This window comes from Sphingomonas sp. G5 (genome assembly GCF_052660795.1).
In genome coordinates this window covers 2,716,545-2,732,585 of the sequence record NZ_CP109660.1, presented here as the reverse complement: position 1 = coordinate 2,732,585, position 16,041 = coordinate 2,716,545, and the positions used below count along the sequence as shown (strand labels likewise).

General features: G+C 71.1%; 15 protein-coding genes. 13 read left to right on the top strand and 2 right to left on the bottom strand.

Features of this window, described 5'->3' with window-relative positions; translation table 11 throughout:
• The first annotated feature begins 27 nt into the window (after positions 1 to 27).
• The 6 genes from NE358_RS13130 (at position 28) to NE358_RS13105 (ending at position 7,074) form a co-directional block, all read left to right on the top strand.
• A complete protein-coding gene (locus NE358_RS13130; RefSeq protein WP_289939199.1) occupies positions 28 to 633 on the top strand; it encodes a TetR/AcrR family transcriptional regulator in 606 nt (201 codons plus the stop codon).
• Positions 634 to 848: 215 nt separating this feature from the next.
• Complete coding sequence (locus NE358_RS13125; protein ID WP_141377671.1) at positions 849 to 2,111, top strand: extracellular solute-binding protein; 1,263 nt, start codon at positions 849 to 851, stop codon at positions 2,109 to 2,111.
• A gap of 4 nt (positions 2,112 to 2,115) precedes the next feature.
• A complete protein-coding gene (locus NE358_RS13120) occupies positions 2,116 to 3,063 on the top strand; it encodes a carbohydrate ABC transporter permease (protein WP_103205948.1) in 948 nt (315 codons plus the stop codon).
• An 11-nt stretch (positions 3,064 to 3,074) separates the two neighbouring features.
• Entirely contained in the window at positions 3,075 to 3,971 is an 897-nt protein-coding gene (locus tag NE358_RS13115; RefSeq protein WP_103205949.1) for a carbohydrate ABC transporter permease, read from the top strand.
• Positions 3,972 to 4,076: 105 nt separating this feature from the next.
• Positions 4,077 to 5,936 carry a glycoside hydrolase family 3 protein gene (locus tag NE358_RS13110; RefSeq protein WP_103205950.1) on the top strand — a complete coding sequence of 620 codons (1,860 nt, stop codon included), beginning with the start codon at positions 4,077 to 4,079 and terminating at the stop codon, positions 5,934 to 5,936.
• 10 nt (positions 5,937 to 5,946) lie between these two features.
• A complete protein-coding gene (locus NE358_RS13105) occupies positions 5,947 to 7,074 on the top strand; it encodes a LacI family DNA-binding transcriptional regulator (protein ID WP_141377675.1) in 1,128 nt (375 codons plus the stop codon).
• A 124-nt stretch (positions 7,075 to 7,198) separates the two neighbouring features.
• Here NE358_RS13105 and NE358_RS13100 read toward each other — a convergent pair whose 3' ends face one another.
• Positions 7,199 to 7,822, bottom strand: coding sequence for an amino acid deaminase (locus NE358_RS13100; RefSeq protein ID WP_289939187.1), 624 nt, complete (start codon positions 7,820 to 7,822; stop codon positions 7,199 to 7,201).
• A 124-nt stretch (positions 7,823 to 7,946) separates the two neighbouring features.
• Between NE358_RS13100 and NE358_RS13095 the strand changes: the two genes are divergently transcribed.
• From NE358_RS13095 to NE358_RS13070, 6 genes are read left to right on the top strand one after another with little or no spacing between them, the layout of a single operon-like run.
• On the top strand, positions 7,947 to 8,633 hold the full coding sequence (locus tag NE358_RS13095) for an HAD family hydrolase (protein ID WP_289939185.1): 687 nt from the start codon (positions 7,947 to 7,949) through the stop codon (positions 8,631 to 8,633).
• A 25-nt stretch (positions 8,634 to 8,658) separates the two neighbouring features.
• Complete coding sequence (locus tag NE358_RS13090) at positions 8,659 to 9,633, top strand: phosphate/phosphite/phosphonate ABC transporter substrate-binding protein (protein WP_103205954.1); 975 nt, start codon at positions 8,659 to 8,661, stop codon at positions 9,631 to 9,633.
• Positions 9,630 to 10,448, top strand: coding sequence for a phosphonate ABC transporter ATP-binding protein (gene phnC / locus NE358_RS13085; protein ID WP_103205955.1), 819 nt, complete (start codon positions 9,630 to 9,632; stop codon positions 10,446 to 10,448). Before NE358_RS13090 ends, phnC begins: the two co-directional genes overlap by 4 nt.
• The gene (gene phnE / locus NE358_RS13080; RefSeq protein ID WP_103205956.1) at positions 10,445 to 11,239 is read left to right on the top strand and encodes a phosphonate ABC transporter, permease protein PhnE; all 795 of its coding nucleotides are present in this window, start codon (positions 10,445 to 10,447) and stop codon (positions 11,237 to 11,239) included. Before phnC ends, phnE (NE358_RS13080) begins: the two co-directional genes overlap by 4 nt.
• Positions 11,236 to 12,060 carry a phosphonate ABC transporter, permease protein PhnE gene (gene phnE / locus NE358_RS13075; RefSeq protein WP_289939180.1) on the top strand — a complete coding sequence of 275 codons (825 nt, stop codon included), beginning with the start codon at positions 11,236 to 11,238 and terminating at the stop codon, positions 12,058 to 12,060. The genes phnE (NE358_RS13080) and phnE (NE358_RS13075) overlap by 4 nt, the downstream gene beginning before the upstream one ends.
• On the top strand, positions 12,050 to 12,898 hold the full coding sequence (locus NE358_RS13070) for a MurR/RpiR family transcriptional regulator (protein ID WP_103205958.1): 849 nt from the start codon (positions 12,050 to 12,052) through the stop codon (positions 12,896 to 12,898). Before phnE (NE358_RS13075) ends, NE358_RS13070 begins: the two co-directional genes overlap by 11 nt.
• A gap of 140 nt (positions 12,899 to 13,038) precedes the next feature.
• On the opposite strand, the gene NE358_RS13065 is transcribed toward NE358_RS13070, so the two are convergent.
• Positions 13,039 to 14,568, bottom strand: a complete 1,530-nt coding sequence (locus tag NE358_RS13065) for a PucR family transcriptional regulator (RefSeq protein WP_289939177.1) — start codon at positions 14,566 to 14,568, stop codon at positions 13,039 to 13,041.
• Between the two features lie 91 nt (positions 14,569 to 14,659).
• Here NE358_RS13065 and gabT point away from each other — a divergent pair, with 91 nt between their 5' ends.
• On the top strand, positions 14,660 to 16,009 hold the full coding sequence (gene gabT / locus NE358_RS13060) for a 4-aminobutyrate--2-oxoglutarate transaminase (protein WP_289939174.1): 1,350 nt from the start codon (positions 14,660 to 14,662) through the stop codon (positions 16,007 to 16,009).
• Positions 16,010 to 16,041 lie beyond the last annotated feature (32 nt).

The following is a 16,041-nucleotide window of genomic DNA, read 5'->3' as shown; positions in this document are numbered from 1 at the left end:
TGTGTTCGGACGGGGGAGAGGATGCCGATGACCGACGCACCCGCACCGCGCGGTCGCCGCGGCAGCTACGCGAAGGGGCAGCAGACGCGACAGCGCATCGTCGACGAGGCGGTCGTGGTCTTCGGACGCTCCGGCGTGACCGCCGGGTCGCTCCGCGAGGTCGCCACCCGTGTGGGCCTGACCCCCGCGGGGCTCCTGCATCACTTCGCCTCGAAGGAGGAGCTGTTCGCCGAGGTGCTGCGCCAGCGCGACGAGCGCGTCCGCGCCGCCGCCGGGGACCCGCACGAGCACACCCTCGTCGAGCAGATGCGCAAAGTCGTGGCGCACAACGCGACCACGCGCGGCCTGACGTCGCTGTACACGTTGGTCGTCGCCGAGGCCAGCGACCCGGCCCACCCCTCCCACGAGGCCTTCGCCGAGCGGTACCGCCGCAGCGCCGGAACGGCCGCCGACCTGCTGCGGGCCGGGCAGGCCGCGGGGGAGGTGCGCGCCGACGTCGACCCGGAGCGCGCCGCGCGGCTGCTGAGCGCCGTGATGGACGGTCTCCAGCAGCAGTGGCTCCTCGACGAGACGGTGGACATGCCCGCGCTCTTCGCCGAGTTCGTGCGGGGTTACCTGGAGTCGCCGGCCTGAGCCATCGGCATCCCCCCCCCGATGAATGCGCGCGAGGGCATCGTGGGGGAGCGGGGCGTGAAATGTGCAGCGGGGCGCGAAACGTCCGCCCCAGTGCGCATTTCGCGCCCCGGTCGCGCGAGGAGATGGGTTGCAACAGTGTGGTTATGCGCTTAAACTCGGACGTGACGTGCAGGGAGCACCCGACGGCGGGTGCCTGGTTCGAGGAGGAACACATGAAGAAGACCCGATGGAGCGCCGTGGCCGTGATCGCCGCGGCGGCGATCGTCCTCACCGGTTGCGGCCGGCCCTCCGACGCCGGTCCCGGTGCGGCGGAGGCGGGCACGATCGGCGACGCCAAGGCCGAGGGCACGCTCACGATGTGGGCGATGGGTGCCGAGGGCGAGGCGCTGCCGGAGTTCGTGAAGACCTTCGAGGAGGCCAACCCCGGCGTCACCGTGAACGTGACGCCCGTGCCGTGGGACGCCGCGTACAGCAAGTTCCAGACGGCGATCGCCGGTGGCAACACCCCCGACCTCGCGATGGTGGGCTCGACGTGGATGGCCGATTTCGGTGACGCGCTGCAGACGGTGCCGAGCGACCTGTCCACCGACGGCATCTTCCCCGGAGCCCTCGACTCGACGAAGATCGACGATCGCGCGACGGGCGTGCCCTGGTACGTTGACACGCGCGTGCTGTACTACCGCACCGACATCGCCGCCCAAGCAGGCTGGGACAAGGCGCCCGCCACCTGGGACGACCTGAAGAAGATGGCCGCCGACATGCAGTCGAAGGGGGGCGCCGACTACGGCATCCGCTTCCCCGCCGGCAACGATTCGTTCCAGGGCAACCTGTGGATGCCGTGGTCCAACGGCGCTCAGCTCGAGGACGGATCGAAATGGACCCTCGACACCCCCGAGACCGCCGAGGCGTTCCAGTACTACCAGAGCTTCTACACCGACGGTGTGGCCAATCCGGCGGCCGATCGTTCGGCCGGGGCGCAGGAGGCGGACTTCGTCTCGGGCAAGACCCCGATGCTCATCGACGGGCCCTTCCTCATCGGCCAGCTCGAAGAACTCGGCGGCGCCGGCTTCAGCGACAAGTTCACGACCGCGGTGCTGCCGACGAAGGAGTCGTCGACGTCGTTCAGCGGTGGCGCCAACCTCGCCGTGTTCGACAACTCGAAGAACGCCACGAGCGCGTGGAAGCTCGTGCAGTGGCTGACCCAGCCCGACACGCAGGCCGCGTGGTACGCCGCGACCGGTGACCTCCCCGCGGTGCAGGATGCCTGGAAGACCGACGCCCTCGCCTCGTCGAAGACCCTCGCGGCCTTCGGTACGCAGCTCGAGACGGCGAAGTCGGTGCCCGCGGTCACCACGTGGGTGCAGGTTGCCGCGGCCGGTGACGCGATGCTCGAGAAGCTTCGACTCGGCCAGCAGACGCCGGCCGACGGGTTGAAGGAGCTCCAGGCCACCGCCGACCAGCTGGGTCTGGGCTGAGATCATGACGCAGGCAGTCGTGGGTGCGACCGGACGGGCTCCGGCCCGCGGTCGCACCCGCGCCGGCGGGGCATCGAGCCGCCGCCGGCGTCAGGGATGGGTCGCGTGGGGCTTCGCCCTGCCGTTCGTCGCGGTCTTCGCGATCTTCATGGTCGTGCCGATCGTGGGGTCGTTCGCGATGTCGTTCACCGATTTCACGGCGCGCGACATCCGATCGCCGTTCTCCGTGAACTTCGTCGGACTGCAGCAGTACATCGGCGTGCTGTCCGACCCCGTGTTCCTCACCTCGCTCGGCGTGACCGCCACGTTCGTGGTCGTCGGCATCCCGGTCACGATGGCGATCGCCCTGGCGCTCGCGCTCGCGCTCAACGCCCGCACGGGCCGCTTCGTCTCGATCCTGCGCGTCGGCTTCTACGCCCCGGTCGTGACGAGCATCGTCGCCGTCGCGGTGGTGTGGCGCTACATCCTGCAACCGGAAGGCCTGCTCAACTCGGCGCTCGCGATCATCGGCATCCAGGGCCCGGATTGGCTCAACGACACCCGCACCGCCCTGCCCTCGCTCATCGCGATGGCGGTGTGGCGAAACGTGGGCACGCTGATGGTGATCTTCCTCGCCGGGCTCCAGGCGATCCCCACCGACGTCAAGGAGGCGGCGCTCATGGACGGCGCCTCATCGTGGCGGCGGCTGACGTCGGTCACCCTCCCGCTGCTGCGCCCGACGCTGCTGCTGGGTGCCGTGCTCATCTCCGTCGGCTTCCTGCAGTTCTTCGAGGAGGCGTTCGTCATGACACAGGGCGGCCCCCTCAACTCCACCCTCTCGGTGGCCTATTACACGTTCAAGCAGTTCGGCTTCGGGCAGTACGGCGCGGCTTCGGCCGCGAGCTACCTGCTGTTCCTCGCGATCGCGCTGCTCAGCCTCGTGCAGTTCCGCGTGCTGCGCGCGAAGGATTGAGGGCGGATGCCATGACACTCACGTCTCCCGCGGCTCCGGCCGCCGTCGTCGAAGCGACCGAGCCGCCGCGCCGCCGGCGCGCCGACAAGCGCGTCACCCCGGGGCGCGCACTCACCTTCACGGTGCTGATCGTCGGCCTGGTCGTCTGGATCCTGCCCTTCGCGTGGATGCTGCTGGGCTCGGTCAAGACCCAGCGCGAGATCCTGCAGCGCCCGCCGACCTGGTGGCCGCAGCAGTTCACCTGGGAGAACTTCGGCGCCTGGTTCGGGCAGCTGAACTTCGGCCAGTTCTTCGGCAACAGCATCGTCGTGGCGCTGTTCACCGTCGCCGGCAACCTCGTGTTCTGCTCGATGGTCGGATACGCGCTGGCGAAGATGGACTTCCCCGGCAAGAAGGCGCTGTTCGTCGTCGTCATGGTGACCCTGATGGTCCCCGGCGTCGTGACCTTCGTGCCGCTGTTCGTCATGGTCTCCTCGCTCGGCCTCGTCGACAGCTACGCGGCGCTCATCCTTCCGTTCGTCACGACCCCCTTGGGCGTGTTCCTCATGCGGCAGTTCATGCTCGGCATCCCGGATCCGCTCCTCGAGGCCGCGCGGATCGACGGAGCGGGCGAGCTGCGCATCTTCGCCCGGATCGTCATGCCGCTGTGCGGGCCGCCGCTGGCGACCCTCGGCATCCTGACCTTCCTCGCCTCCTGGAACAACTTCCTCTGGCCGCTGGTCGCGGCGCAGACCGAGGCGAAGTACACCCTCCCGGTCGCACTCTCGCTGTACTCGACGGGCCAGAGCGCCACCGACTACGGCCTGCTGCTCGCCGGCTCCGTGCTGGTGATCGCGCCGATCATCCTGCTGTTCGTCTTCCTGCAGCGCTACTTCATCCAGGGCATCGCCTCGACCGGTCTGAAGTGAGGCGCGGGCGGGTCGCATCACCGCGGCCCGCCCGGCCCCCGCGCCGGTCCGACCCCCGAGCTCCGCCGCCCGCGCCTGCACCGGCGGCCCCGAAAGGACCCCCCCATGACCTCCGCCCGCTTCCTCACCGCACCCGACGGAACGCGCTTCCGCGATCTCAACGGCAACGGTGTGATGGACCCGTACGAGAACCCCACGCTCAGCGTCGACGAGCGCACCGACGACCTCCTTCACCGCCTCAGCCTCGAGGAGAAGGCCGGTCTGATGTTCCAGACCGTCATCGAGGTCGGCGACGAGGGCGAGCTGCTCGAAACGCCGGGCAAGATCTCGAAGTCCCCGACGACCACGGTCGTGGTGCACAAGAACATGAACCACTTCAACGTGCACGCGATCCGTACCGCACGCCAGGCGGCGACCTGGAACAACAACCTCCAGGCGCTCGCCGAGACGACGCCCCACGGCATCCCGGTCACGATCAGCACCGACCCGCGGCACGCGTTCGTCGAGAACACGGGCGTCGCCTTCTCGGCAGGTCCCTTCTCGCAGTGGCCCGAGGGTCTGGGCCTCGCCGCGCTCGACGACGTCGACACCGTGCGCGAGTTCGCCGAGGTCGCGCGGCGCGAGTACGTCGCCGTCGGCATCCGTGCGGCCCTCCACCCGCAGATCGACCTCGCCACCGAACCGCGGTGGGGTCGACAGGCGCAGACCCTCGGTCAGGATGCCGACCGGGTCACCGCATTCACCGCGGCGTATCTGCGGGGTTTCCAGGGCGATGAGCTCGGACCCGACAGCGTCGCCTGCACGACGAAGCACTTCCCGGGCGGTGGCCCGCAGCTCGCCGGCGAGGATGCGCACTTTCCCTACGGGCGCGAGCAGGTGTATCCCGGCGGCATGTTCGACTATCACCTCGAGCCGTTCCGCGAGGCGATCCGCCGGGGGACGGCGGGCATGATGCCGTACTACGGCATGCCCGTCGGTCTCGAGGTCGACGGGGAGCCGATCGAGGAGGTCGGTTTCGGGTACAACCGGCAGATCGTGACGGGCCTGCTCCGCGAGCAGCTCGGCTACGACGGCGTCGTGGTGACCGACTGGGAGCTCGTCAACGACAACCATGTCGGCGACCAGGTGCTCCCCGCCCGAGCCTGGGGCGTCGAACACCTCACCGCCGTCGAGCGCATGGAGAAGATCCTGGATGCCGGAAGCGACCAGTTCGGCGGAGAGGAATGCGTCGAGATGCTCGTGGATCTCGTCCGCTCGGGCCGGGTGTCCGAGGAGCGTCTCGACGCGTCGGTGCGGCGCCTGCTGCGGGTGAAGTTCCAGCTCGGACTCTTCGACGATCCCTACGTCGACGTCGACGCGGCCGAGCGCCTCGTGGGCAATCCCGAATTCCGGGCCCTCGGCGAGCGGGCGCAGGCGCGTTCGCTCACCGTGCTGGTGAACGAGGGGTCGACTCTGCCTCTCCGCCCCACCGGGAGCGTCTATGTCGAGGGCTTCCGCGCCGACGACGTGGCCGAGCTCGGACGCGTGGTGTCCGACCCCGCCGAGGCCGATCTCGCCCTGGTCCGCATCGGTGCGCCGTTCGAGCCCCGCGACGATCTCTTCCTCGAGGCCTGGTTCCACCAGGGCTCGCTCGAGTTCGCGCCGGGTCTGGTGTACCGGTTGAACCGGATCGCGGCATCCTGCCCCCTCGTGATCGTGGTGAACCTCGACCGCCCCGCGATCCTCACGCCGTTCGTGGGCCATGCCGCGGCGATCGTCGCCGATTACGGCAGTTCGTCGGCGGCGGTGCTCGATGCCCTCACGGGGCGCGTCGCCCCGCGCGGTCGGCTGCCGATCGAGATCCCCCGGTCGATGGATGCCGTGCGTTCCTCGCGCGAGGATGTACCGTCGGACAGCGGCGATCCCGTCTTCCCCGTGCACCACGGGCTGGAGCTCGAGGAGCTCGTCGCGCTGCAGGAGGGGTAGGGCCGATCCGATGCCGGAGGAGCAGACGACGCGTCGACCGACCGTCTACGACGTCGCGCAGGAGGCGAGCGTCTCGATCGCGTCGGTGTCGTTCGCCTTCCGCCGTCCCGACAAGCTCAGCGAGGCGACTCGCGAGAGGGTGCTCGATGCCGCTCGGCGGCTGGGATATGCGCCCAGCGGCGCCGCCCGCGGGCTCGCGCGCGGACGCACCGGCATCCTCGGCCTGCACGCCTTCGACCTGCTGCTCGAGCGGGCCGACCCGCGGGCGCAGCCGCTCAGCGGGATGCAGTCGCCGGCGCTCGATGCCGGGGGCGTGATCGCCTGGGACCAGACCGACGACGACGTGCTGTCCGATCCCCGCGCCTTTCCGCTGTACGTCGACGAGGTCCAGCGGGGATTCGAACTGGAGTGCTGGGCGCTCGGGCGACCGGTCATGCTCAGCAGCGGATCGGATGCCGATGTCTCGGTCGCCGACACCGTGGGTCGTGTCGACGGGCTGGCGATCTTCCCGTCCCCGCAGACCGCGCCGACCCTGGCTCGACACACTCCGAGCATTCCGATCGTGCTCTTCAGCGCCGCCCCGGCCGACGATCCCCACCACCGTGTGCGGGTCGACAATGCGCGAGGGATGCGCGACCTCGTCGCCCACCTCGTCGAGGAGCACGCCGCGACCGACATCGCCTTCGTCGGACGCCTCGAGGCGACGGATGCGGTGGAGCGTCGTGACGCGATGATCGCGGAGCTCGAGGCCCGCGGCATCCGCCCCCGTCTCGATTCCATCGACGCGACCGTGCGCGGCGAGGACGAGCTCGTGCCGCAGGTGCGCGCGCTCCTGGCCGGGGGGCGGATGCCGCGCGCCTTCGTCTGCGCGACCGACCAGAACGCTTTCACCCTTCTCGACGTCCTGGCGGCCGAGGGGGTACGGGTGCCGGACGACGTGATCGTCACCGGGTTCGATGGCACGCTCGGCTCGCGCCTGACCACTCCGCCGCTGACGACGGTCCGCCAGCCCATGGAGGCCATGGGACGCGCGGCCGCGCGGATCCTCGCCGGAACGGCCGGTTCGCCGCCGAGGGGCAAAACCTTCGACGTCGTGTTCGAGCCGCGGGTGCTGGTTCGGGGGAGCTGCGGCTGCTGAGCCCCGTCCGCCCTCGCCGGGGGGTGTTCCCTCGGGCGGAGGTCGGGGATGACGCGCCGGTTCGGGATGCCGTGTCGCGGCGCATCCGGCCTGGATTCCGCGGGACGGTCCGCGACCGTTCGGCTCAGACCGCGTTCCACCGCAGCCGCGGGGCGCCCAGGCCCGCCCGCAATGCCGCGGGATCGTCCACCGGGAACATCGTGACGAGGAGTCCGTCGACGGCGTAGGCCAGAGCCGCGGTGCCCTCGGGAAGCGGGGCGCCGAGCGCGATGCGCGCGGTGCGGCCCTCGGCCTCCTCGGTGAGGGCATCCGGGCGGGCCAGCAACACGGACGCGGCCGCGGTGGCGCGTGACAGGAGCGTCTGCGTCCCGGCCCAGGGTATAAACGCCCCGGCGTCGAGCCCGCACGCGCGTTCGAGTTCGCCCGTCAGCCACCGCTCGCGCTTGAGACCGTAGGGGGTCGGCGTGGTCGAGAGAAGGTAGCCGTACACGTGCAGCACACCGGCGTTCCCCACCGGCCACGAGGCCTCTAGCCCGGCCCGCGCGTGTAGTTCGTCGAAGAGGGGGCGAGCGAGGACCGCGGCTGCGACGTTCTCGTCGATCACGCTCGAGCGACCCCACGCGGCGAAGCGTCCCGCGGCGGCGTCGTCGGCGAGCGCGGTCGAGAGCCACGGCAGAGACGAGATCGCGGCGGCGGGGTCGGACAGGGCCCGGGCGGCGGCGGCGTCGAGGGCGGCGGAGGAGGTCACCGCTCCACGCTAGAGCCGGAGCGGGGGCGCACAGGTGCCGTTCATCCAGCGTTTACACGGCGTGGACATTGCGTCCACATTTGAGGTGCAACATGGACGCAACGTCCACGACAGGAGTCTCCCCGTGCCCCGCCCCGTTCTCATCTTCGACTTCGACGGCACCGTCGCCGTCGGCGACGGCCCGCTGCTGGCCTACGCCCGCGCGGTCGCCGTGCACACGGCATCCGCCGACGACTTCGTCTCGGCCGTCGCCGCCCACCTCGCCACCCCGACGGACGACGTCATCGACGGCTACGACGCCGTCCGTCGCGCGGCCCTCGAGGCCGGCGTCGACGACGACGACCTGGCGTCGGCGTACGCCCTCAGCCGCACGCAGCTCGGCAGTGTCGACGCGCCGGTGTCGACGGCTCGCGGCCTCGCGGATTTCCTCGCAGACGTGGATGCCGAGCGGCTCCTCGTCACGAACGCCCCCGCCACCCGCCTCGACGAGGCGCTCGCCGCGATGGGCCTGGACGGCTTGTTCGACCGCATCGTCACCGACGCTTCCAAGCCCGCAGGGCTCGAGACCCTGCTCGACGACCTCGACGACGGCATCTGCGTGCTCGCGGTCGGCGACGTCTGGCGCAACGACCTCGCCCCCGCCCACGCCCGTGGTCTCGACACCGCTCTCGTCGGCGGATACGCCGATGCCGCCGCCGCTCCCACCTTCCGCGCCGACACCCTCGACGAGCTGCTGCCCGCACTCGCCGCGTGGGTCGACGCCGCCCACGTCGACGTTCCCCCCGCCGCACACCTCCCTTCTCACGCCTGAATCCCACCCGAACCGCAGAGGAATCATGAACACTCGTCGCACCCGTCTCGCCGCGGCCTTCGCCACCGCCGCCCTCGCCTCGATCGCCCTGGCCGGTTGCTCCGGAACCGCGGGCGCCGCCTCCGGTCCCGCCGCCGACCCGAGCTCGCTCGTGCTCGCGCTCGTTCCCTCGCAGGACCAGGCGAACCTCGTCGACACCGCGAAGCCCCTCACCGACATGCTCACCGAGAAGCTCGGCATCCCGGTCACCGGGGTCGTGTCGAAGGACTACCAGGCCGCCGTCGAGGCGATGGGGGCGGGCCAGGCGCAGATCGGCTTCCTCCCCTCGCTGCAGCTGTGGCAGGCGAACGACCGCTACGGCGCCTCGGTCGTGCTGCAGACCGAGCGCAACGGCAACATCACCTACCCGGGCCAGTTCATGACGAACAACCCCGACAAGTACTGCGAGACCCCGGTCGTGGAGCGCGACGGCATGTCGTTCTGCAACGGTGCCGACGCCCTGCAGGGCCCCGCGGGTCTCGACAGCATCTCGAAGATCGCCGGCGCCAAGGTCGCCGTGCTCGGACCCGGCTCGCCCGCCGGCTACATCTACCCGATGCTCGCGCTGAAAGAGGCCGGCGTCGACATCGACAGCGGCTTCCAGAAGGTGCCCGTCACGGCCAACGACGCCTCGGTGCTCGCGGTCTACAACGGCGACGCCGAGGTCGGCTTCAGCTTCTGGGACGCCCGCACCCTGGTGAAGAAGGACAAGTCCGACGTGGGCCAGAAGGTCGTCGTCTTCGGCCTGACCAACGAGATCCCGAACGACGGGGTGGCCGTGTCGAAGGACCTCTCGCCCGAGCTGCAGCAGAAAATCTCGACGGCGCTCGCCGACTACTCCGCGACCGACGAGGGCTCCGCCGCCCTCAAGGCCGTGTACTCGATCACCAAGCTCGCCCCGGCCGACCCCTCGTCGCTCGACGTGGTCGCCCGCGCCGCTCAGCAGCTCGGGCTCCAGTGACCACCGGAACGCTCACCCCGGGCGTCGAGGCTCTGGCCTCGGCGCCCTGGGGCATCCGCCTCGACGGCGTCTCGGTGCGCTATCCCAACGGCACGGTGGGGCTCAAGAACGTCTCGCTCGACATCGCGCCGGGAGAACTCATCGCCGTGGTGGGGCTCTCGGGGTCCGGCAAATCGACTCTGATCCGCACGATCAACGGCCTCGTGCCCGCGACCTCCGGCATCGTCGAAGTGGGTGGTCGCCGCGTCGACGGCGCCTCGGGTCGTCGACTGCGCGAACTCCGCGGGCACATCGGCATGGTGTTCCAGAGCTTCAACCTGGCCGGGCGCACCACGGTGCTCAACAACGTGCTCGTCGGTCGTCTGGCTCACACCCCCCTCTGGCGCACGCTCTTCGGCGCCTACCGCGAGGGCGACCGTCGCCTGGCGTTCGAGGCCCTCGACCGCGTGGGCCTCCTGCCCAAGGTCTGGGACCGCGCGTCGGCCCTCTCCGGCGGGCAACAGCAGCGTGTGGCCATCGCCCGCGCGCTGACGCAGCAGCCGCGCATCGTCCTCGCCGACGAACCGGTCGCGAGCCTCGACCCGCCCACGGCCCGCGGCGTCATGGACGACCTCCGTCGCATCAACGAGGACCTCGGCATCACGGTCCTCGTCAACCTGCACCTGCTGGATCTCGCCCGCGAGTACGGCACGCGCATGATCGGCATGCGCGCCGGAGAGATCGTGTACGACGGCCCCGCGGCATCCGCCACCGATGACGACTTCGCGCAGATCTACGGCCGCTCGGTGACCGCAGCCGACAGGCTCGAGCGATGACGGTGCTGACCGTTCCGCCGCGTCCGAAGGGGCGATGGATGCCGTGGACCGCCGCGAGCGTCGTCGTCGCGGTGACCGTCTTCATGTGCCTGCCCGTGGTCGGGGTGGGCCTCGACGTCGCCGCGATCGCGCGCAACTGGCAGCAGGGCGCGCTGCGTGTCGGCGAACTGCTCACCCCCGACTGGTCGTTCTTTCCGCGCACCGTCGGTCCGATCCTCGAGACACTGCAGATGGCGGTCATCGGCACCGCGGTGGGTGCCGCGATCTCTCTGCCGGTGAGCTTCTGGGCGGCCCGGCCCACGAACCCCTTCACCCCGACGCGGGCGGCGGTGCGCGGCATCCTGAACGTCGTCCGTGCCGTTCCCGAGCTCGTCTACGCGGCGGTGCTCGTCGCCATGGTCGGGGTGGGGGCTCTTCCCGGCATCCTGGCGCTGGTGCTGTTCAACGTCGGCATCATCGTCAAACTCGTCTCGGAGTCCATCGACGCGACCGACCTCGGCCCCCTCGAGGCCGGCCGCGCCGCGGGCGCGACGCAGACGCAGATCAACCGCGCGATCGCCCTCCCCGACACCTGGCCCGCCTTCGTGTCGCAGACGCTCTACGTCTTCGAACTGAACGTGCGCGCGTCCACCGTGCTGGGGCTCGTCGGCGCGGGCGGTATCGGCCTGCTCATCGACGCCGTCCGCACCTTCTACCGCTACGACCAGCTGTCGCTCGTCATCGTCGAGATCCTCGTGATCGTCGTCGTGCTCGACACCGTCAGTGACGCGATCCGCCGGAGGCTCGTATGACCGCCCTCGCCCCCGCACGACCCGCCGCGCTCGTCGTGCCGCCCCGCCGCCGGCGCCCCCTGCGCACCCTGTCGTGGGTCGTCGTCAGCGTCATCGTGATCGCCGCGTTCTGGTCCGCCGACATCGCGTGGTCGCGGCTCGGTGAGCTGCCCGCCGAGATCGCGCGCTATCTGGGGCTCATGTTCGGCTCTCCGAACTGGTCGAAGCTCCCCGAGGCTCTGTGGCAGACCTGGCGCAGCGTCGAGATGGCGTGGATCGGTACGGTGCTCGGCATCCTGATCGCCACCCCCCTCTCGCTGATCTCGGCGCGCGGCTTCGGACCGGCGCCCGTGCGCGCGGTGCTGCGCTTCGTCTTCTCGCTCGTGCGGGCGGTCCCCGAGCTCGTGTTCGCGATCATCATCCTGTCGGTCACGGGACTCACCCCGCTCACCGGCGCGCTCGCGCTCGCGATCGGCGGTGTCGGAACGCTCGGCAAGTGGGGCTACGAGGCCGTCGAGAACGTCGCGCCGGGCCCCATCGAGGCCGCCCGCGCGGCCGGCGGTTCCACCGCCCAGGTGCTCCGCTGGGGCGTGTGGCCCCAGGCGTCGCCGACGTTCCTGTCGTTCTGGTTGTACCGCTTCGAGATAAACGTGCGTGCGTCGGCCGTCCTCGGCTTGATCGGGGTCGGCGGAATCGGCGACATGCTCACCTCGTACACCCAGTACCGTGAGTGGTCGACGGTCGGGATGCTCCTGATCGTCGTGGTCGTCGTCACCGTCGCGATCGACGCGGTCTCGGGCCGCATCCGCCGCCGCATCATGGAGGGTCCGCGTGTCCGCTGAGGTCCCCGTGACCGCCCGCATCGCGGCCGTCCGCAATTCCCTCCAGCCGAGCGAGCGTCGCGTCGCCGATCTCATCGTCGACGATCCGGATGCCGTGATCGAACTCACCGCGCAGCAGATCGCCGATCGCGTGGGGGTGGGGCGATCCACGGTGGTGCGCGCCTGCCAGACCTTCGGGTACCGCGGCTATCCGCAACTGCGCGTGGCGCTCGCGGCCGAACGTGGCCGTCGCGCGGTGCCCCCGGTCGCCCAGGACGGCGCCCTCGGCGGCATCCGTTCGTCGATCGATCGCATCGCCGACGACCTGCGCACCGCCACGGGCCTGCTGGATGCCGACGGGGTCGACGCCGCGGTAGAAGCGGTGGTGACCGCCCGGCGCCTGCTCGTCGTCGCGAGCGGCCTGTCCGCCCCGGTCGCGACCGACCTCGCGATGCGCCTGACCGCCGTGGGGCGCCCGGCCGAGACTCTCGGCGACCCGATCGGTCAGCAGATCGCCGCGCGCCACCTGTCGCCCGACGACGTGTGCGTGGTGATCAGCGGTTCGGGCGCCAACGAGGCGAGCCTGCGGGCGGCTTCGGCGGCACGGGCGGCCGGAGCGCGCGTGATCGCCCTGACCTCGTTCGTCGCCTCGCCGTTGACCGAGCGCGCCGATCTGTCGCTCGTCCTCGCCTCGGGCGGGACCTTCCGCGACGAGCTCGAGCACACCTCCCGCATCGCCCACGCGGTCTTCGCCGAGGCGTTCGTCGACGCCGTCGCTCGCGCCCGGGCGGGCGACGCCGACCTCGCCCGCGAGCGCGTGCTCGAGATCCTGTCCGACAACCTCGGCGACGCCGGCTGAGGTTCCGGGGCCCGGTCCTGCGGCACCCCGTTCCGCCGCGGCGTTCGTCCGTGCCGTCATGCGGCCGACACGCCGACTCGGCATGCCGGCGCCCGGCGTGTCGGGCACGGACTCCGCCCGACGGCCCGGGCCCGACCCCGCTACTCCGCGAGCCGCAGGGCGGTCCAGATCTCCGCCCGCGCGGCGAACGACGACAGGTCGCGGCCCAGCACGCGCTCGGCCTGACCGATGCGCGCGCGAACGGTGTGGCGATGGATGCCGAGGGCCTGGGCGGTGGCCTCGTGCGAGCAATCGTGGGCGAGCCAGGCGTCGAGAGTCTCGAGTAGCGCGGATCCCTGTGCCTCATCGTGGGCGCGCAGGGGAGTGAGCGCGCCCGCCGCGACACTGCGTGCGGCCTCGGAACCGAGGGCGGCGAGCAGCCCCGCGCGCGCCGTGTCGGCGAAGTCGGCGACCCCGGGCGCCGAGAGCCGCTCGCGCGCCGTACGCGCCTGCGCGAGGGCGCTCGAGAACGCGTCGTAGCCGGTGGGGGCGGAGCACCCGACGACGATCTCGAAGCGGTCGGCTATTTCTTCCAGCAGCGCGCGTCCCGCGGTGGGCACGACGATGACGAGTCCGTCGTCCCCGCGGCCGAAGAACATCTCGCCGCGCCCCTCTTGGGCACGCATCTCGAGCCACTCGCCGAGGGCGGCGGATCGCGACGACGTGCCAGGGGTCAGGGCGACGAGCACCGGGGCCGAGGGGAGGGGGCCGAACAGGTCGCGCGACGCGCGCCGCGCGAGGGTCGGATCGTCGGTGCCGAGCGACTGCACGAGCCCGGCGCGGAACGTACCGATCGCCCGGCTCAGCCCGTCCTGCTGTTCGAGGGCGAGGGCGGCCATGGCCACGACGGCCGTGACGACGCTGCGCGCCTCGTGGTCGAGGTCGTCGGCGGCGATCGCGAGGGCTCCGCGCAGGTGCCCGCCCCGCCCGAGGGTCTGCAGGCTCACGGCGGATCCCGCGACCCGCAGGCTGGATGCCGCTCGCGTCCCGCGGCGGAGCATCGTGGTCACCTCCGTCGTCACCGCGTCGACCGCCGGGGTGGCGAGGGAACCGGCGGGGTACGCGGTGCGCAGGGCCCCGGCCGCGTCGAACAGCCCGACCCAGCAGTCGAGCTGCCTCGACAGCTCTGCCAGGGTGGCGGTCAGCCCGTCGGGGCGGAGGGCCGCCAGAGAGACGGCGCGTTGAGCGGCGAGCGACCAACTGCGGCGGGCGTAGGCGTCGGCGGCGATCGCCTCGGCGCCGGCCCGGGCCACCGCGATGAAGGGCGTGCGGTAGGGCACTTCGAACAGCGGCATCCCCGCGGTGAGGCAGGCCGCGGCGAGTCCCGCCGGGATGCCGTCGCGCACCACTTCGGTACCGAAGCCGAGCGCCCGCACGCCGCGGGCGACGAGCCGATCCACGTACGCCGTGTAGTCGGCCGTGTCGACGAACTGCGTCCCCGTCGTCAGCAGCACGAGGCCCTCGCTGAGGAACGGCGTGGGATCGACGAGGTCGCTGGAGTGCACCCACCTCACCGGGCGGTCGATGCTCCCCGGTGACAGTTCGTCCTCACCGGTCACCAGGCGCAGGTGCAGGTCGCGGCGGGCGAGGAGGGCCCGCAGACTCGGCGGGGCGACGGCGGTGTCGACCATGGCAGCTCCTGTACGACTCGTATACGACGGTGCCTGTGACTGTACATGGAGGAGAGTGCATGTCTCGTGACGGCGTCCGTAGCATCGCGCCATGAGCCTCGACACCCTTCCCCTCGTCGGCGGTCCGTCCCTCGCCCAGGAGCGCCGCCTCGTCACCGCCATCCCCGGCCCGCGCTCGCAGGAGCTGCTGGACCGCAAGGCCGTCGCCGTGGCATCCGGTGTCGGTCATACCGTGCCCATCCAGGCCGTCGCCGCGGGTGGGGGAGTGGTCGTCGACGCCGACGGCAACTCGCTCATCGATCTCGGCTCGGGCATCGCCGTCACCAGCGTCGGCAACGCCCACCCTGCCGTGGTCAAGGCCGTTCAGGAGCAGGTCGCGGCCTTCACCCACACGTGCTTCATGATCTCGCCGTACGACTCGTACGTCGCGGTGGCCGAGGCTCTCAACCGCCTCACCCCGGGCGACCACGAGAAGAAGAGCGCCCTGTTCAACTCGGGCGCCGAGGCCGTCGAGAACGCGGTGAAGATCGCCCGCAAGTTCACCGGACGCCAGGCCGTCGTCGCCTTCGACCACGCCTACCACGGTCGCACCAACCTGACGATGGCGCTCACGGCGAAGAACATGCCGTACAAGAGCGGCTTCGGTCCTTTCGCGGCGGAGGTCTACCGTGCGCCGCTGTCCTACCCCTTCCGTGACGGATCGTCGGGCCCGGATGCCGCGGCCAAGGCGATCTCGCTGATCGAGAAGCAGGTCGGCGCCGACAACCTCGCCGCCGTCATCATCGAGCCGATCCAGGGCGAGGGCGGTTTCATCGTCCCCGCCGACGGCTTCCTCAACGCGATCGTCGACTGGTGCCGCGCCAACGGCGTCGTCTTCATCGCCGACGAGGTGCAGTCGGGCTTCGCGCGCACCGGCGCGATGTTCGCGAGCGAGCTCTTCGGCATCGTCCCCGACCTGGTCACCACCGCCAAGGGCATCGCCGCCGGCCTGCCGCTCGCGGCCGTCACGGGCCGCGCCGACATCATGGATGCCACCCACACGGGCGGACTCGGCGGCACCTACGGCGGTAACCCGATCGCGTGCGCCGCGGCGCTGGCCTCGATCGACGCTTTCGAGAACGAGGGCCTGGTCGAGCGCGCCCAGCAGATCGGGGAGCTTCTGAAGGGGCGCCTGCGTGAGCTGCAGAAGGCCGACCCGCGCATCGGCGACGTGCGCGGACACGGCGCGATGATCGCCGCCGAGTTCGTCGACCCCACCACGGGTGCGCCCGACGCTGCCCTCACCGCGTCCGTGGCGAAGACCGCGATCGCCGAAGGCGTCATCGTGCTCACCTGCGGCACCTACGGCAACGTCATCCGCTTCCTCCCGCCGCTGACGATCGGCGACGACCTGCTCGACGAGGGTCTCGACGTGGTCGCGGCCGCCCTCGCCCGCAACTGACGAACGTCCCGGCGGCGGTGTCGACCCGAACT